Genomic DNA, 15,679 nt, shown 5'->3' on the forward strand with positions numbered 1-15,679 from the left:
GGCTACCGTGGCCTGTTTCACATCCAATACTGAGGAGAGACTCGTGAGCTACCAAGCCCCGATCAAAGACATGCTGTTCGTGCTGAACGAACTGGCGAACCTGGAACAGGTCAGCCAGCTGCCAGGCTGCGAAGACGCGACCCGCGACACCGTCGAAGCCGTGCTGGAAGAGAACGCGAAATTCTGCGGCGAAGTCGTTGCGCCCCTGAACGGCCCGAGCGACAAGGAACCGAGCTTCTGGCACGACGGCCAGGTCACGACGTCCGCCGGCTTCAAGGTGGCCTTCCAGGCCTTCGGCGAATCCGGCTGGCAGGGTATCCAGCATCCGCAACAGTTCGGCGGCCAGGGCTTGCCGAAACTGGTCGGCACCCCATGCACCGAGATGCTCAATGCGGCATCGATCTCGTTCGCGCTGGTGGCCCTGCTGACCGACGGCGCCATCGAGGCGTTGCTCACAGCTGGTTCCGACGAGCAGAAGGCACGCTTCCTCGAGCCGCTCATCTCCGGCAAGTGGACCGGCACCATGAACCTGACCGAGCCGCAGGCCGGTTCCGACCTGGCTGCCGTGCGCACCCGCGCCGTGCCGCAGGGCGATGGCACCTACAAGATCTTCGGCACCAAGATCTACATCACCTACGGCGAACACGACATGGCCGAGAACATCATCCACCTGGTGCTGGCCCGTACGCCGGACGCGCCGGCTGGCGTGAAGGGGATCTCGCTGTTCATCGTGCCGAAGTTCATGATCAACGAAGACGGTTCGCTGGGCGAGCGCAACGACGCCCACTGCGTCTCGATCGAACACAAGCTGGGCATCAAGGCCAGCCCGACCGCCGTGCTGCAGTTCGGCGACAACGGCGGCGCCATCGGCACCCTGGTCGGCGAAGAAAACCGCGGCCTGGAATACATGTTCATCATGATGAACGCGGCCCGCTTCGGCGTCGGCATGCAGGGCATTGGCCTGGCCGAGCGTGCCTACCAGCAGGCGGTCGCGTTCGCGAAAGAGCGCATCCAGTCGCGCGACCTCGCTGGCTCCGCCGGCCCGGTGGCCATCATCAACCATCCGGACGTGCGCCGCATGCTGATGTCGATGCGCGCCCAGACGGAAGCGGCGCGCGCGCTGGCGTATGTCGGCGCCGGCATCTCGGACGTGGCCCACTACCACGCCGACGAAGCCACCCGCAAGGCCAACCTGGCCGTCTACGAATACCTGGTCCCGGTCATCAAGGGCTGGTCCACCGAGATGAGCGAGAACGTCACCCGTGACGGCGTGCAGGTTCACGGCGGCATGGGCTTCATCGAGGAAACCGGCGCGGCCCAGCACTACCGCGATGCCAAGATCCTGACCATCTACGAAGGCACGACCGCGATCCAGGCGAATGACCTGGTCGGCCGCAAGACCGTGCGCGACGGCGGCGCAACCGCCAAATCGATCATCGGTCAGGTGCGCGAGACGCAGGCGGCACTGGCCGAGCAGCAGGGCGCGGATTTCGCCGCCATCGGCCGCCAGCTGGCGCTCGGCAGCACGGCCCCGGAAGAGGTGGTCGACTTCGTCGTCGCCAACGTCAAGTCGGACATCAAGGGCGTGTTCGCCGGTTCCGTGCTGTACCTGAAGCTGGCCGGCATCGTGCTGGGCGGCTGGCAGATGGCGCGCGCGGCCCTGGTCGCGCAGAAGAAACTCGATGCGGGAGAGGGCGATGCCGGCTTCCTGCGCGCGAAGATTGCCACCGCGCGCTTCTTCGCCGACCACATCCTGTCCGGCGCGAGCGGCCTGCGTTCGGCCATCGTCGAAGGCAGCGCCGGCGTGCTGGCGCTGGACGTCGAGCAGTTCTGAGCGGGCAGAGGCTGCGGCCTCTTTGCCTGACCAGCGGCCTGCGGGCCGCTTTTTTTGCGCCCGCCATCCGGATTTTTACGGTTTGCTGAGCTTGATTTCGGATAAACGAAGCATTACGGCCGCGTTCGTAGACTGGCTCCACCATTTACTTCCGGAGCCCTACATGCCATTCCTGACAGCGCGCACCCTGCGTGTCCCGGCCCTGGCCATCTCGTCCCTGCTGTTGCTCGCCTCCTGTGGCGGCGGCGACGATGCTGGCCCGGGACAGGTTGCCACCGATCCGCAACCACCCAAGCCCGATCCCAATCCGCCGCCGACCAATCCGCCACCGACGAATCCGCCACCGACCAATCCACCACCGACGAATCCACCACCGGCCGATCCGCCGCCGACCTTGCCGCCGGCAGATCCGCCGCCGGTCAATCCGCCGCCACCACCACCGCCACCGCCGCCGCCGCCCACAGTGGTGCTGGCCGACAGCTATACCGACCTGGTCGCCGGCACCATCGGCAGCCAGCCGAACTGGCCTGCATGGGTGGGAACGGGGCGTCCGGTCGGGGGCGTCGGCTGCCTGATCAACGAGGATTACCACCTGCATTCGCTGGTGTCGATCTACCGCAATGGCCTGCGTCTCGGCTTGCCTGACAACATCGGGCGCAGCGGCTGTGCCTACGAGCTGCATACCCACGACGTGACGGGGGTGGTGCACATCGAAACCGACGTGCCCAAGAAATTCACGCTGGGGCAGTTCTTCGGGCTATGGAACCAGACGCTCGGTGCCAACGGCGCCGCCGGCTTGCCCGGGCCGATTCGCTACTACCTGATCGAGAACGAGAAGCTGACGCCGTTTACCGGCGACCCGGCCGGGCTGGAACTGATGGCGCACCGCGAGATCGTCATCATCAGCGGCACGCCGCCGTCGGTGTTGCCGAAGTATCGCTGGCCGAGCGGCCTGTGAGGGAGGGAAGGGGGACGCCGTGCCGCTGGTCAGCCGTAGGCGCCGCCCGTGTACATCAGGTCGAAGGTGCGCGCGATCGTGGCAATCAACACGGTCGCGCCCACCATCAGGGTCGCCACCAGCAGCAGCGCCAGGATCCAGTTCGAGCGCGAATGGCTGCCGCCGGCGGCATTGAAGCGCGCGTCCCACTTGTCGTCCGGGGTCAGGCCGATGGCCAGGGCGGCAATGCAGCCGGCAATGCAGGACACCAGCAAGGGCAGCAGCGCATAGAAGGGATGGGCGCCATCGACGTTGCTGAAGATGAGTCCGCTAATGGGAATGCTGCTCACGTGCAGCAGGCCAAGGCGGTCGACGCCCCCGTGCAGGTAAAAGCGGTGCGCGCCGACCGTGCCCAGGAGCAGTGCCAATGCGGTCGCGAACGTCTTGTTCTTGTGTGCCATGCAGTAATTTAGTGACGGAATGTGTTACGTGAAACCGCAAGTATCGTTCAAGAAGGTAACAAAAGCATCACTTTTTATGTAAATGCAATGTATCAACATGCAGCACTCGGCAGGGCGCGCCGCCGCGGGTAGCGGTAGCGCCGAAAATCAGGGATAATGCGCAATTCCGCCGGGACTGCGCGCCTGTCGTTACCTCGTTATCATTAACGCTTGCTGCTGCGCGGCATTGCGCGCTATAATCGTCGGCTTTCTCCGTCCAGTACAACTTTTTGGAATTATTATGGTCGTTATCCGTTTGGCTCGTGGCGGCGCAAAAAAGCGCCCGTTCTTCAACATCGTTGCAACCGATTCGCGTAACCGTCGCGATGGCCGTTTCATCGAGCGCATCGGCTTCTACAACCCGATGGCTTCCGGCGCCGAAGTCGGCCTGAAGATCACCGCGGACCGTCTGGCCTACTGGCAAGGCGTTGGCGCACAACTGTCGCCAACCGTCGCTCGCCTGGTTGCTCAGCAGACCCCGGCTGCCTAAGTAAGGTTTTCCTGGTTTGTCCGATTCAGCAGTTGCACAAGGGGCGCAGGCCCCCGACGACCTGACCCAGGTCGGGTATGTGTCCGGTGCCTATGGCATTACCGGCGGTATCCGCGTCACGCCGTTTTCGACGGATGCGGATGCGCTGCTGAGCGTGAAGACCTGGTGGCTCGACAAGCCGAGCCTGCGCTGCGTCACCGTACGCACCGCGAAGATGCATGGCGGCGACGTGGTCGCCACCCTGGTCGGGATGAGTGACCGCAACCTGGCGGAGGCGCTGAAAGGCGCCGCCGTCCATGTGTCGCGCCGCGAGTTTCCCTCGCTTGAAGAAGACGAGTACTACTGGTCCGACCTGATTGGCCTCGATGCGGTCAACCTCGAGGGTGAAGCCCTCGGCAAGGTAACCGACATGATGAGCAATGGCGCGCAATCCATCCTGCGCATCGAGCCCGTCGCCGATCCGGAAAGCAGCGAAAAGGCGCCCGAGCGCCTCGTGCCGTTTGTGGATCAGTTCGTGAAGACCGTCGATCTCAAGCAGAAAAGAATTACCCTGGACTGGGGCCTGGATTATTAACCCGTCCACCCTGAAGCGAGGTCCCGATGCAGTTTGACGTCGTGAGCTTGTTTCCCGAGATGTTTGCCGCGTTGACGCAGTCGGGTGTGACCCGCCGCGCCTTCGAGCAGGAGCGCTGGGGCCTGACCCTGTGGAATCCACGCGATTTCACCCAGGATCGCCACCGCACCGTGGATGACCGCCCGTATGGCGGTGGCCCCGGGATGGTGATGCTGGCCCGCCCGCTCGAAGCGACGATCAACGCCGCCAAGGCACGCCAGGTTGAACTCGGCCTGCCGGCGCCGCGCGTGGTGTTCATGTCGCCGCAAGGCAAGCCGCTGACGCACGAACGTGTCATGGCGCTGAAAGACGAGCCCGGCCTGGTCGTCCTGTGCGGCCGCTACGAAGCGGTCGACCAGCGCTTGCTGGACCGCCTAGTCGATGAGGAAATTTCCCTTGGCGACTTCGTGCTTTCCGGCGGCGAGTTGCCGGCGATGGCCTTGATGGATGCCGTAGTGCGGCAATTGCCTGGTGTGCTGGGCGACGACGCCTCGGCGGTCGAAGACAGTTTCGTCAACGGCTTGCTCGATTCGCCGCATTACACCCGCCCGGAAGTGTACGAGGGCGTCGCGGTACCGCCGGTTCTACTGGGCGGCAACCACGCGGAAATTATCAAATGGCGCCGCCAGCGCATGCTGGAAGCGACATCGAAGAAGCGGCCCGAGCTGCTGGACAAGGCGCGTGCCGCCGGCCAGCTGAGCCCGGCCGATGAACAGTTTTTGGCCACGCTCCCTCCGGGGTAGCAGGCCGGAAAAATGCACCGTCAAGGTGCAAGACATGCGGGCATGTTGCCCTTGTGTTCAACCCCATCCTCTACTGGGCAACAAGTACAGCGCCAGCAAGATGGTTTTTGGAGTCATAAGAATGAATCTGATTCAACAACTCGAGCAGGAAGAAATCGCGCGCCTCGGCCGCAGCATTCCTGATTTCGCACCTGGCGACACCGTGATCGTCAATGTCAACGTCGTCGAAGGCAACCGCAAGCGCGCCCAGGCATACGAAGGCGTCGTCATCTCGCGTCGTAACCGTGGTCTGAACTCGAACTTCATCGTTCGCAAGATCTCGTCGGGCGAAGGCGTGGAACGTACGTTCCAGCTGTACTCCCCACTGATCGCTTCGATCGAAGTCAAGCGTCGCGGTGATGTCCGCCGTGCGAAGCTGTACTATCTGCGTGAGCGTTCGGGCAAATCGGCGCGTATCAAAGAAAAGCTGCCGCAGCGTCGCGTCGCGGCCGCTCCAGCCGCTGAGTAATAGCGTCTGCGGCAATAAAAAGGCATCCCTCGGGATGCCTTTTTTCGTTTTGAGTCATCATTTACGCTGGAGAAATGCTTGTGGCCAAGGTGAATTTCGACCCCTCGCACCTGCCGATCGATGCCGTTGCCGGCGAGCCGGCCATCGACGCAGACCTGCTTACCCCGAGCCGCTTGCGCGTCCGCTTTGCCAACGCGCGCCGCGCCTGGGAACCGGAAACAGGCGAGGAAACGCCATTCCAGCCTGGCCTGAAGCTGCGCCGCGCCGCGGTGCTGGTGCCGCTGGTGGCGCGTCCGGAAGGGCTCACCGTGCTGCTGACCCAGCGCACCGAACACCTGAGCAGCCATGGCGGCCAGATCAGCTTCCCGGGCGGCCGCGCCGAGGAGCTCGACTCCTCGCCAATCGAGACCGCCCTGCGCGAAACCGAGGAGGAAATCGGCCTGCACCGCCGCCACATCGAGATCCTCGGCGTGCTGCCCGAATACATTACGGCCAGTGCCTACCGCATCCGTCCGGTCGTCGCCCTGGTCATGCCGCCGTTTGATCTGCTCGCCGATCCGAACGAGGTCGCCGAGATCTTCGAGGTGCCGCTGGCCTTCCTGATGAGCGGTGCGCATCACCAGCGCATGTCCTTCGAATTGCCCGAGGGGGCAGGGCGGCGCAGCTTCTACGCCATGCCTTATGAAAAATTTTTCATCTGGGGGGCGACGGCCGGCATGCTACGCAACCTCTTCCATTTCTTGCGCGCCGGACACATCTAAGTACTCACCCAAAAATAAATGTGTTTTTGGCTTCCAGAACCGGCGCGTTGCTGCGTCGGTTCGCGCTTGCAGTGCTCGCACTGCGGCGCGCTCGCCGCCTTGCACCGCATCCAGTTCTGTTTGCCAAAATTCCCATTTATTTTCGGTCGAGTACTTACTTACGGGCCCGGATTTGATTATGGCGGGAAGCTGCGCTATCGTAGCGGGGCAGCTGGTATTGCCATAACAAAAGAAGGAATTGCATGACATTTTTATCGATTCTGTGCGCCCTGCTCATCGAGCAGTTGAAACCGCTGCGCGCAGATAACCAGGTCTACAGCGGCATCAAGACCCTGGCGATGCGCATCGAGGGCTGGTTCAATGCCGGCGAAGCGAAAAACGGCCGCATGGGCTGGTTCCTGATGATGGCATTGCTGGTGCTGCCCGTCGCCATCGTCCACTGGACCCTGGCCCGCTACCAGGTATTCCTCGTGTTTGCCCTGAACGTCGCCATCGTCTACCTGACGCTGGGCTTTCGCCACTACAGCCATTACTTCACGTCCATCCAGTTGGCCCTCAACAACGGCGACGAAGCCACCGCCCGTACCCTGCTGGCGGAATGGACCCGGCTCGACACGGTCGGCATGGACGCCGGCGAAATTGCCCGCATCGCCGTGGAAAAGTCGCTGATCACGACCCACCGTAGCGTGTTCGGCGTGTTCTTCTGGTTCCTCGTGGGCGGCCCGGCCTGCGCCGTGCTCTACCGCGTGTCCGAATACCTGGCCCGTGCCTGGAACGAGCCCGAGCATATGCGTAACGAAGCCTTCGGCCAGTTCGCCGCGAAAGCTTTCTACTGGATCGACTGGGTGCCGGTGCGCCTGACGGCGATTGCCTTTGCCGTGGTAGGCAATTTCGAGGATGCGATTTACGCCTGGCGCAATTTCGCCGACCGCTGGTCGGAAGAGTCGCGCGGCATCATCCTCGCTGCCGGCGGCGGCGCCATGGGTGTGCGCCTGGGCACCCCGTACGAGAATGCCCCGCAACTGCTGCCGGCCGACGCCGCCCTGGTCGACATGACCGATGCCGAAGCCGAGGTGCTGCCGGGCGAGGAGCCGAACCTGCGCGCCCTGCAAAGCACGGTGGGACTTGTCTGGCGTGCCCTGATATTATGGATGATCCTGTTGCTCCTCCTGTCGAGCGTGATGTGGCTCGGCTGAGCATGTCCGGACAGGCTTCGTCCCCAAGTCTTCTATAAGATATAATAGTGGGGTTGTCCTTCTCCACGTAGCATTCTTGTATCAGCAAGCAGCACTATGGCCGAGTTACCGCACACCGGGACCGAAACCGCCGCCGGCGAGTTCTTCATCCTGGGCCTCACGAATGCAGGCAGGCAGTTCCGTCCCAGCGACTGGGCGGAGCGCCTGTGCGGGGTCATGTCCTGCTTCCGGCCCGAAGGCAGCGGCGGGCGCAATGCCCACCTGCAGTTTTCTCCCTACGTACACCCGACCATGGTGAACGGCGTCAAGGCCGTTGTCGTCGACAAGACCCTGCAAAAAGCCGAACCGCTGGCCTACCACTTCGTCATCAATTTCGCCAAGGACAACGACCTGCAGTTGGTCGATGCCTGCTTTGTCGAGCTGCCGGGCGATAGCAAGGCGTAAGCGCTCCAAGTTCCCCACGCTGTTTGAGTCAGATTAAACTGCCTTGAAGTTCATGCACTAGCTTGGACTTGAGAGGGCGGAACGCTGTCGTCCCGCCCGCCAACCGTGCGCTGCGTTGCGCATCCAGGGGAAGGCATCATGAACATCGGCGACATCTGCACCGTCCAGACGATCAGCTGCACGCGCGACGAAACCGTGCAGGGCGTGGCGCTCCTGATGCGCAAGCACCATGTCGGTGACCTCGTCGTCGTCGACGGCAGCGACGGCGAAGCCACGCCGGTCGGCATCGTCACCGACCGCGACATCGTCGTCTCCGTCATCGCGCTCGGTCTCGACCCGGCCAGCCTGCTCGTCGGCGACATCATGAGCGACGACCTGCTCACCTGCCGCGAGGACGACGACGTCTACCAGACCATCGAACACATGCGCCTGCGCGGCATCCGCCGGGTGCCGGTCGTGAAGCGCAACGGCGGCCTGGCCGGCATCGTCAGCGCCGACGACCTGCTCGAGTTCCTCGCCGAAGAGATGGGCGACCTGTCGCGCATCAGCGGCAACCAGCAGGCGCACGAACGGCGCGCGCGTCACTGAACCGCGGCATACGCTCCAGGCAGGACCCACCTCGCGGCAACTTGCCTGGCAGCATCTGGCCGCGGGGTGCAGCGGCGGCGCAGGCACGTATGCCCGCTGCATCGATGCCTCTGTCGCAGCATCATCTTGAACAGCCATCTGTTACCATCGCGCTCTTGCAGCCTCTCGCGCCGCCCCCGGACCACGCGCGTCGGACCGACGCCCCACCTGACGGAATGACATGAATTTGACGAGTTTCAAGCAGCGCCTGCCCGCGCAACTGACCGCCGGCGCCCTGATCTTCCTCCTTGCCGGCGCCGCCGCGTCCGCGCCCCTGCCCAAGGGCGTGCAGCTCGGCGCCTCGGTCGAAGGGATCACCGAATACCGCCTGGCCAACGGCCTGAAGGTCCTGCTGTTTCCCGACAACTCGCGTCCGACCGTCACCGTGAACGTCACTTACCTGGTCGGCTCGCGCCACGAGAACTACGGCGAAACCGGCATGGCGCACCTGCTCGAGCACCTGCTGTTCAAGGGCGCGAAGAAGAACCCGGACATCACGCGCCAGTTCGCCGACCGCGGCATGGACTTCAACGGCACCACCTCGCTCGACCGCACCAACTACTACGAGGTGTTCCAGGCCGCGCCCGGCAACCTCGATTGGGCGCTGCAGATGGAAGCGGACCGCATGACCGGTTCCTTCATTGCCCAGAAAGACCTCGATTCCGAGATGACGGTCGTGCGCAACGAATTCGAGAGCGGCGAGAATTCGCCCACCGGCGTGCTGGCCAAGCGCATGCAGAGCGTGGCCTACGACTGGCACAGCTATGGCCGTTCGACCATCGGCAACCGCAGCGACATCGAGAACGTGCGCATCGCCAACCTGCAGGCCTTCTACCGCACCTATTACCAGCCGGACAACGCCGTGCTGCTGGTGGCCGGCAAGTTCGAGCCGAACGCGACCCTCGCGAAGATCAACCGCCTGTTCGGCGCGATTCCGAAGCCGAAGCGCCAGTTGCCGCAATTCTGGACGGTCGAGCCCACCCAGGACGGCGAGCGCAGCTTCGCGGTGCGGCGCCAGGGCGACGTCCAGATCGTCATGCTGGGTTACAAGGTGCCGTCCAGCCTGCACGACGACAGCGACGTGATGGCCTTCGCCTCCGCCATCCTGGGCGACGTGCCGACCGGGCGCCTGCACAAGAGCCTGGTCGAGACCGGCAAGGCGAGCCAGGTGTTCACGTTCGGCGAGACCGGCTACGCGCCCGGCCTGCAGTATGTCGGCGCCGTCGTGAAGAAGGGCGAGCCGCTCGAACCGGTGCGCGCCGCGCTGATCGAGGCCGTCGAGCACTTCGGCGACACGCCGCCGACGGAAGAGGAAATGGCGCGCATCCGCCGCACCTACGAAAACCAGCTCGACCGCAGCCTGAACGACCCGCAGCGGGTTGGCGTGGCGCTGTCCGAAACGATCGCGCTGGGCGACTGGCGCCTGTTCTTCACCGGCCGCGAACGCATCAAGACCATCAGCGCGCTCGAAGTGGCCGGCGTCGCCAAGCGCTACTTCCGGCGCGACAACCGCGTCACCGGCGTGTTCATCCCCGAGGACAGCCCGCTGCGCGCCGTGATCCCGCCGGCGCCGAGCGTGGAGAGCATCCTGAAGGACTTCAAGCCGCGCGAGTCCAAACTGGTGTCCGAGGATTTCGAGCCGACCCAGGCGAATATCCTGAAGCGCACCCAGCTGGCGACTGCCGGCGGCGTCAAGCTGGCGCTGCTGCCCAAGAAGAACCGTGGCGAGACCGTCACCGTCGACCTGCGCCAGCACATGGGCGACGAGAAGAACCTGTTCGGCAAGGGCGCCGTGCCCGAGCTGACCGCGGCGATGCTCGTGCGCGGCACCAGCCGCTACACGCGCGAACAGCTGGCCGACGAGTTCGAGCGCCTGCGCATTTCCGGCGGCCTGACCCATTTCCAGACCACGCGCGAACACCTGCCCGAGGCACTGCGCCTGGTGGCCCACGTGCTCAAGGAACCGGGCTTCCCGCAAGCCGAGTTCGAGCAGCTGCAGCGCCAGTCGCAGGTCGCGCTCGAGGCCAGCCGGGGCGAACCGCAATCGGTTGCCGCGCGCGCCCTGAACCGCCACTTCGACATCTACCCGAAGGGCGACGTGCGCCACGCGAACAGCATCGACGAAGACCTGGCCGAACTGCAGGCCGCGCGCCTGGACGAGCTGCGCGCCTACCACCGCGAATTCTACGGCAGCGTGCCGGCCGAGATGGCGGTGGTCGGCGACTTCGACCCGGCAGTGGTCACGCCGCTGGTCGAGGAGCTGTTCGGCAGCTGGAAGGCGGCCGCCAACGTGGCGCCGGTGCTGCGCGGCCATGCCGAGATCGCGCCGCTGGCGACCATGCTCGATACCCCGGACAAGGAGAACGGCTTCTACGCCGCGCGCCTGAACCTCGACCTGAACATCGACGACCCGGACTATCCGGCCCTGACCCCGGCGAACTACATCTTCGGCGAAGGCGGCCTGCGCTCGCGCCTGATGGACCGCATCCGCCAGAAGGATGGCCTGTCCTACGGCGGCGGTTCGCAGCTCGACGCCGGCGACCTGGACCGGGCAGGGGGCTTCGAGATCAGCGCCATCGCTGCACCGCAAAACCTGCGGCGCCTGGACGCGGCCGTGCGCGAGGAACTGGCGCGCGCCGTCACGGGCGGCTTCACCGCGGCCGAACTGGCGGGCGCCAAGTCGGGCCTGATGCAGCAACGCCAGCAGACCCGCGCCGACGACGCCGCCCTGGCCTCGGGCTGGACCTCTTACCTGTACCGCAACCGCACCTATGAATGGTCGCGCCAGTTCGAGGACAAGCTGATGGCGGTGACCCTGCCCCAGCTGAACGCGGCATGGCGCCGCGCCATCGACCCGAAGAAGCTGTCGGTCGTGATGGCCGGCGACGAGAAAAAGGCCAGGCCGGCGCCGTAAGCTGCACCCTGGAAGGCCGCAGCGGACCAAAAGCGCAACACTCCCGCGCTAGCAGCCCCGCCTGGATTGATGAAACCCCGGCTTCCCGGTAGAATGTTGCCTTTGGGCATCATTGTGGCAAGACCGCGGGAGCAGCAGGGATGAAGGGCAGGATCAAGCAGGAACCGAAGCAGGAAGCGAAAGAGGGCGGCTTGCCGTTTGCCGGCAAGGTGGCGATCGTCACCGGCGGGGCTGCGGGCATCGGCCGTGCCACGGCGCTGGCCTTCGGGCGTGCCGGCGCATGTGTCGTGGTGGCCGACGTGTCGGTCGACGGCGGCCATGCCACGGCCGCGATGATCGTCGAGAACGGCGGCAAGGCCTTGTTCGTGCAGGCGAACGTGACGCGCGCGGCCGATGTCGAAGCGCTGGTCGACAAGGCGGTGCACCATTACGGCCGCGTCGACTGCGCGGTGAATTCGGCGGCGCTGGAGGACGAGGGCGTGCCGCTGGCCGACATCGACGAAGCCGGGTTCGACCGCATCATGGACGTCAACGTCAAGGGCGTCTGGCTGTCGATGAAGTACCAGCTGCGCCAGATGAAAAAGCAGGGCGCCGGCACCATCGTCAACATGTCCTCGGCGCTGGGCCTGGTCGGTGCGCCGGGCATGGCCGCCTACGCGGCCAGCAAGCATGCGGTGGCGGGCCTGACCAAGAGCGCCGCGGCGGAATATGCCGGGGACGGCATCCGCGTCAATGCGCTGTGCCCGGGTGCGGTGCGTACGCCGATGCTGGCACGCGCCCTGAAGGCGGAGGCGGCAGCCGAGAAGAAGCTGCGCGAAGCGCACCCGATGGGCCGCTTTGCCGAGCCGGCCGAAATCGCCAACGCGGTGCTGTGGCTGTGCTCGGAACAATCCTCGTTCGTGACCGGCCACCAGCTGGCAGTCGATGGCGGCCTGACCGCGATCTGAGCTCGAGCGAATAAAAAGCGGGCGGCGCCGGTGGCGCTCGCCCGCTTGTCGTTTGCGGCGCGGTTACTGCGTCGAAGCGGTAGCGGCCGCCGGCGCGGCTGCCGGTGCTGCGCCTGCAGCCGGCTGGCGCAGCAGCAGGATATGCATGCGTGCGATGTCGGACAGGCCGCCGCGTGCCTTGACGCTCTCGAAGGTCTTGATCGCGTCTTCCTTGTGGCCGGCCTTGGCCTGGGCCTGGCCGAGACGCAGCTTGGCCTCGTCAGGCTGCTTCAGGCCGCCCTTGGCGATACCCTGCTGGATCAAGCCGATGCCCTTGTCGGCCTGGCCCATGGTGGTGTAGGCCCAGCCCAGGTTGACCAGGCCGGCGCCGGTCTTGGCCTTGCTGGCCGAGGCTTCGCCGCTGGCGATGTTTTTCGCGTCGTCGGCCGCACCCTTGTTGGCGCGGCTGCGCAGGGCGTCGTGGGCCTTGGCGTTGGCACCCTTGCCCAGCACGCCGGCGGCATAGCCCGCGTCCAGCACGTTCTTCGCTTCGGTGGCGAACGTGTCGCGCAGGGCCAGCTCGGCCAGGTCCATGTACTCGCTCTCGTCCAGGGTCTTGATTGCTGCAAACTGCAGGCGGCGCAGGGGCAACGGGTTGTTCTGGTCGAAGCCCGGCTTGGACGTCACGCCCAGGCGGATCAGTTCGTCCCACCATTCATCGGCCGGGTAATAGGTGACCAGTTTCTGGGCCACGATTTCACGGGCAGCATTGTCCTTGGTCTCGCTGGCGGCGCTGCGCAGCAGTTTCAGGTCTTCCATGGTCGGCGTCTTGCCGGCCTTTTCGGTCTCTTCGATCACCTGCAGCAGCAGCGGTTTGGCGGCCGCGTAGTCCTTGTTCAGGTAGTAGGCGCGCGAGAGCATCAGGCGTGCCGTCGTCATGTCGGCGCCCATCGACTCGTAGCGCTTCAGGCTCTGGATGGCGCCCGCGTAGTTGGCCGCCTTGAACTGCATGTCGGCGAGGGTCAGCACCAGTTTCGGCTGCATTTCCTTCGGCTCGAAACCGGACTGGATGACCTGTTCGGACGTGGTTGCGAAGGCAGCGGTGTCGTTGGCAATCGAGGCCGAGACCATCTTCATGCGCGTGATGACATAGGTCTCGTAAGGCGTCTTGTTCGGCAGCGCATCGGCCTGGCCGAGGCGGGCGTTCAGCTCAGCCGTGTTCTTGGCGCTGATCAAAGGCTGCAATTGTGCCGGATCGAGCAGCTTGGCCAGCTCCGGACGCACGCTGTTCTTGGCAGCGGCAGCCGGCGCGTCGTTCTTTTGCGCATGCGCGCTCGTCATCAGGGCAGGCGCGCTGTTCAGGCCGACGGCAGCCAGCAGCAGGCAGAGGCGAGCGAGACGGAAATGGGACATGAAAGATCCTTCTAAAAAAATGAGCGGTGGATCCGCGGCAAAATGGCGAATTTGCCAATCTTGTGCAAACGCGCATTGTCCCATAAACCGGCGGGACCCTGCGCCGCAATTGTGCCGCAGGGACTACCGGGGCGGGCGTGGCGTTACATTGCGTTACCTGCCTTGACGGCAGGTAACTTGTCGTGGGCGCGCGGCCTCAGAAACCGGGAACCGGGCAACGTCCCTCGGCCTCAATCTCGCCCGCCAGCCAGGCGTTGACGGCGGCTAGCGCCGGTGCCGCGAAGCCATAGGTCATCAGGGCCGGCGCGTCGAAGTCGAGTGCCTGGTAGGGGTTCCACAGGGCCAGGTGCAGGTCAGGGCGCCAGGTCGCTTTCGCGTGCGGGCCGTAGCGGCGGCGCGAGGTCGAGGCCAGCACCGTGAAGCGGCCGTCTGGGGCAGGGCGGCCCAGTCGAAGCTTTCCGCATCGGCAAACGTCACCAGCTCGACGTCGTAGAGCTGGCCGAGGGACGCGGCGATCTGCGCAGCAGGCACGCCGGCTTCCGAGACGCCGTCGCTGACCACGTCCTGGCGCGCCACCGGGCGCAGCCTGCTGCCCGCCGGCGGACGCACGACTTGCCCGCGTGCGCTCAGGGCGCGGCGCCATGCCCGCGCCATCAGGGCGCGGTCGGCGGCATCGGTGCTGTAGACCGGGGCCTCGTCGGCGCCGGGCGGCGCATCGGGCTCGGCCGCAAGGGCGCCCGTGCCGGCAGCGACGCCGGCGCTCGTGCCCGTGGTTGCACCTGCAGGATGGGCCGCCGCGAGCGCGCCCAGGCGTGCCAGCTTCTGCTGGACCTGCGCCATCGGCAGTTCGCCAGAGGCGATCGCGGCGGCAATCGCCGCGACCGTCTCTTCCTGCGTCTCGCGCGAGCCGATCGCCATCACCATGTCGGCGCCGACCACCAGCGCGCGCACGGCGGCCTGGCCGGCGCCGTAGCGGTGCGCGATCGCATGCATGTCCATGCCGTCGGTGATGATCACGCCCTCGTAGCCCCAGCCGTCCCGCAGGATGCCGGTGAGGATGGGCTGCGACATCGTCGCCGGGTACTCGGCGTCGAGCGCCGGGTAGACGATGTGGGCGGTCATCATTGCCGGCGCCGGTTTTCGCGCTGCGCGGCCATGCGGAAGGGGGCGAATTCGAAGCGTTCGAGTTCTTCGAGCGGCTTGTCGACGGTGGGCAGCGCGCGGTGCGAGTCGATGTGGGTGTCGCCGTGGCCGGGGAAGTGCTTGACGCAGCAGGCCACGCCCTCGGCCTCGCTGCCGTCCATCCAGGCCAGCGCGATGCGGGTCGCGGTTTCCGCGTCGGCACCGAAGGAGCGCTCGGCGATCACCGGGTTGTGCGGGTTGTTGTTCAGGTCCAGCACCGGCGCGAAGTTCCAGTTGAAGCCGAGCGAGCGCACCGCGCGCGCCACCGCCGCGCCGACTTCGCGCGCGAGGTCCGGGTCGTTGGCGGCCCCAAGCGCCATCGCCGAGGGCGGCGCCGGCACCCAGGTCGAACGCACGACGGCGCCGCCTTCCTGGTCGAGCGCAATCAGGGCTTGCGGTCCCATCACGGCGCGCAGGGCGCCGGTGAAACGGGTCAGCTGGCTGGTATCGACCATGTTCTGGCGGAACAGGCAGGCGCCGCGCACCCGGTTTTGCGCCATGAAGGCGGCGGTGTCCTCGTCCAGTTCGGTGCCGAACAGGCGCACCATGATCAGCTGGCCGGCGAGTTGGTTCAGTTCTTCCATGCGCGTC

The 15,679-nt window shown here is 65.5% G+C and carries 14 protein-coding genes and 1 pseudogene; 12 read left to right on the top strand and 3 right to left on the bottom strand.

The annotated features are described in order from the left end of the window. Positions 1-43 precede the first annotated feature (43 nt). Positions 44-1,834 carry an acyl-CoA dehydrogenase gene (locus G4G31_RS10835; RefSeq protein WP_182991424.1) on the top strand — a complete coding sequence of 597 codons (1,791 nt, stop codon included), beginning with the start codon at positions 44-46 and terminating at the stop codon, positions 1,832-1,834. A 163-nt stretch (positions 1,835-1,997) separates the two neighbouring features. Next, entirely contained in the window at positions 1,998-2,792 is a 795-nt protein-coding gene (locus tag G4G31_RS10840; RefSeq protein WP_182991425.1) for a hypothetical protein, read from the top strand. A 29-nt stretch (positions 2,793-2,821) separates the two neighbouring features. Here G4G31_RS10840 and G4G31_RS10845 read toward each other — a convergent pair whose 3' ends face one another. Beyond that, a complete protein-coding gene (locus tag G4G31_RS10845) occupies positions 2,822-3,232 on the bottom strand; it encodes an NINE protein (protein WP_182991426.1) in 411 nt (136 codons plus the stop codon). A gap of 280 nt (positions 3,233-3,512) precedes the next feature. Between G4G31_RS10845 and rpsP the strand changes: the two genes are divergently transcribed. From rpsP to G4G31_RS10895, 10 genes are all read left to right on the top strand, one after another. Then, positions 3,513-3,761 carry a 30S ribosomal protein S16 gene (gene rpsP, locus G4G31_RS10850; RefSeq protein WP_182991427.1) on the top strand — a complete coding sequence of 83 codons (249 nt, stop codon included), beginning with the start codon at positions 3,513-3,515 and terminating at the stop codon, positions 3,759-3,761. A 16-nt stretch (positions 3,762-3,777) separates the two neighbouring features. Further along, a complete protein-coding gene (gene rimM, locus G4G31_RS10855; protein ID WP_182991428.1) occupies positions 3,778-4,335 on the top strand; it encodes a ribosome maturation factor RimM in 558 nt (185 codons plus the stop codon). 26 nt (positions 4,336-4,361) lie between these two features. Beyond that, positions 4,362-5,117: a tRNA (guanosine(37)-N1)-methyltransferase TrmD gene (trmD, locus tag G4G31_RS10860; protein WP_182991429.1), complete on the top strand. Its 756-nt coding sequence runs from the start codon at positions 4,362-4,364 to the stop codon at positions 5,115-5,117. Between the two features lie 121 nt (positions 5,118-5,238). Further along, positions 5,239-5,625 (top strand): 50S ribosomal protein L19, encoded by a 387-nt coding sequence (gene rplS, locus G4G31_RS10865; protein ID WP_182991430.1) that lies wholly within the window; start codon positions 5,239-5,241, stop codon positions 5,623-5,625. 74 nt (positions 5,626-5,699) lie between these two features. Further along, positions 5,700-6,386 carry a CoA pyrophosphatase gene (locus G4G31_RS10870; protein WP_182991431.1) on the top strand — a complete coding sequence of 229 codons (687 nt, stop codon included), beginning with the start codon at positions 5,700-5,702 and terminating at the stop codon, positions 6,384-6,386. A 242-nt stretch (positions 6,387-6,628) separates the two neighbouring features. Continuing rightward, on the top strand, positions 6,629-7,582 hold the full coding sequence (locus G4G31_RS10875; protein WP_182991432.1) for a CobD/CbiB family protein: 954 nt from the start codon (positions 6,629-6,631) through the stop codon (positions 7,580-7,582). Positions 7,583-7,678: 96 nt separating this feature from the next. Beyond that, positions 7,679-8,026 (top strand): DUF3579 domain-containing protein, encoded by a 348-nt coding sequence (locus tag G4G31_RS10880; protein ID WP_182991433.1) that lies wholly within the window; start codon positions 7,679-7,681, stop codon positions 8,024-8,026. Between the two features lie 138 nt (positions 8,027-8,164). Beyond that, positions 8,165-8,614, top strand: a complete 450-nt coding sequence (locus G4G31_RS10885; RefSeq protein ID WP_182991434.1) for a CBS domain-containing protein — start codon at positions 8,165-8,167, stop codon at positions 8,612-8,614. Between the two features lie 220 nt (positions 8,615-8,834). Then, on the top strand, positions 8,835-11,567 hold the full coding sequence (locus G4G31_RS10890; protein ID WP_182991435.1) for a pitrilysin family protein: 2,733 nt from the start codon (positions 8,835-8,837) through the stop codon (positions 11,565-11,567). Positions 11,568-11,707: 140 nt separating this feature from the next. Then, on the top strand, positions 11,708-12,514 hold the full coding sequence (locus tag G4G31_RS10895; RefSeq protein ID WP_182991436.1) for an SDR family oxidoreductase: 807 nt from the start codon (positions 11,708-11,710) through the stop codon (positions 12,512-12,514). A 63-nt stretch (positions 12,515-12,577) separates the two neighbouring features. On the opposite strand, the gene G4G31_RS10900 is transcribed toward G4G31_RS10895, so the two are convergent. Together G4G31_RS10900 and G4G31_RS29045 are read right to left on the bottom strand one after the other, a co-directional pair. Continuing rightward, entirely contained in the window at positions 12,578-13,906 is a 1,329-nt protein-coding gene (locus G4G31_RS10900) for a tetratricopeptide repeat protein (RefSeq protein ID WP_182991437.1), read from the bottom strand. A 196-nt stretch (positions 13,907-14,102) separates the two neighbouring features. Beyond that, positions 14,103-15,672: pseudogene (locus G4G31_RS29045) on the bottom strand (glycoside hydrolase family 3 N-terminal domain-containing protein). Positions 15,673-15,679: the final 7 nt, after the last annotated feature.

Origin of the sequence: Massilia sp. Se16.2.3 (assembly GCF_014171595.1) — a bacterium.
Taxonomy (GTDB): Bacteria; Pseudomonadota; Gammaproteobacteria; order Burkholderiales; family Burkholderiaceae_D; genus Telluria.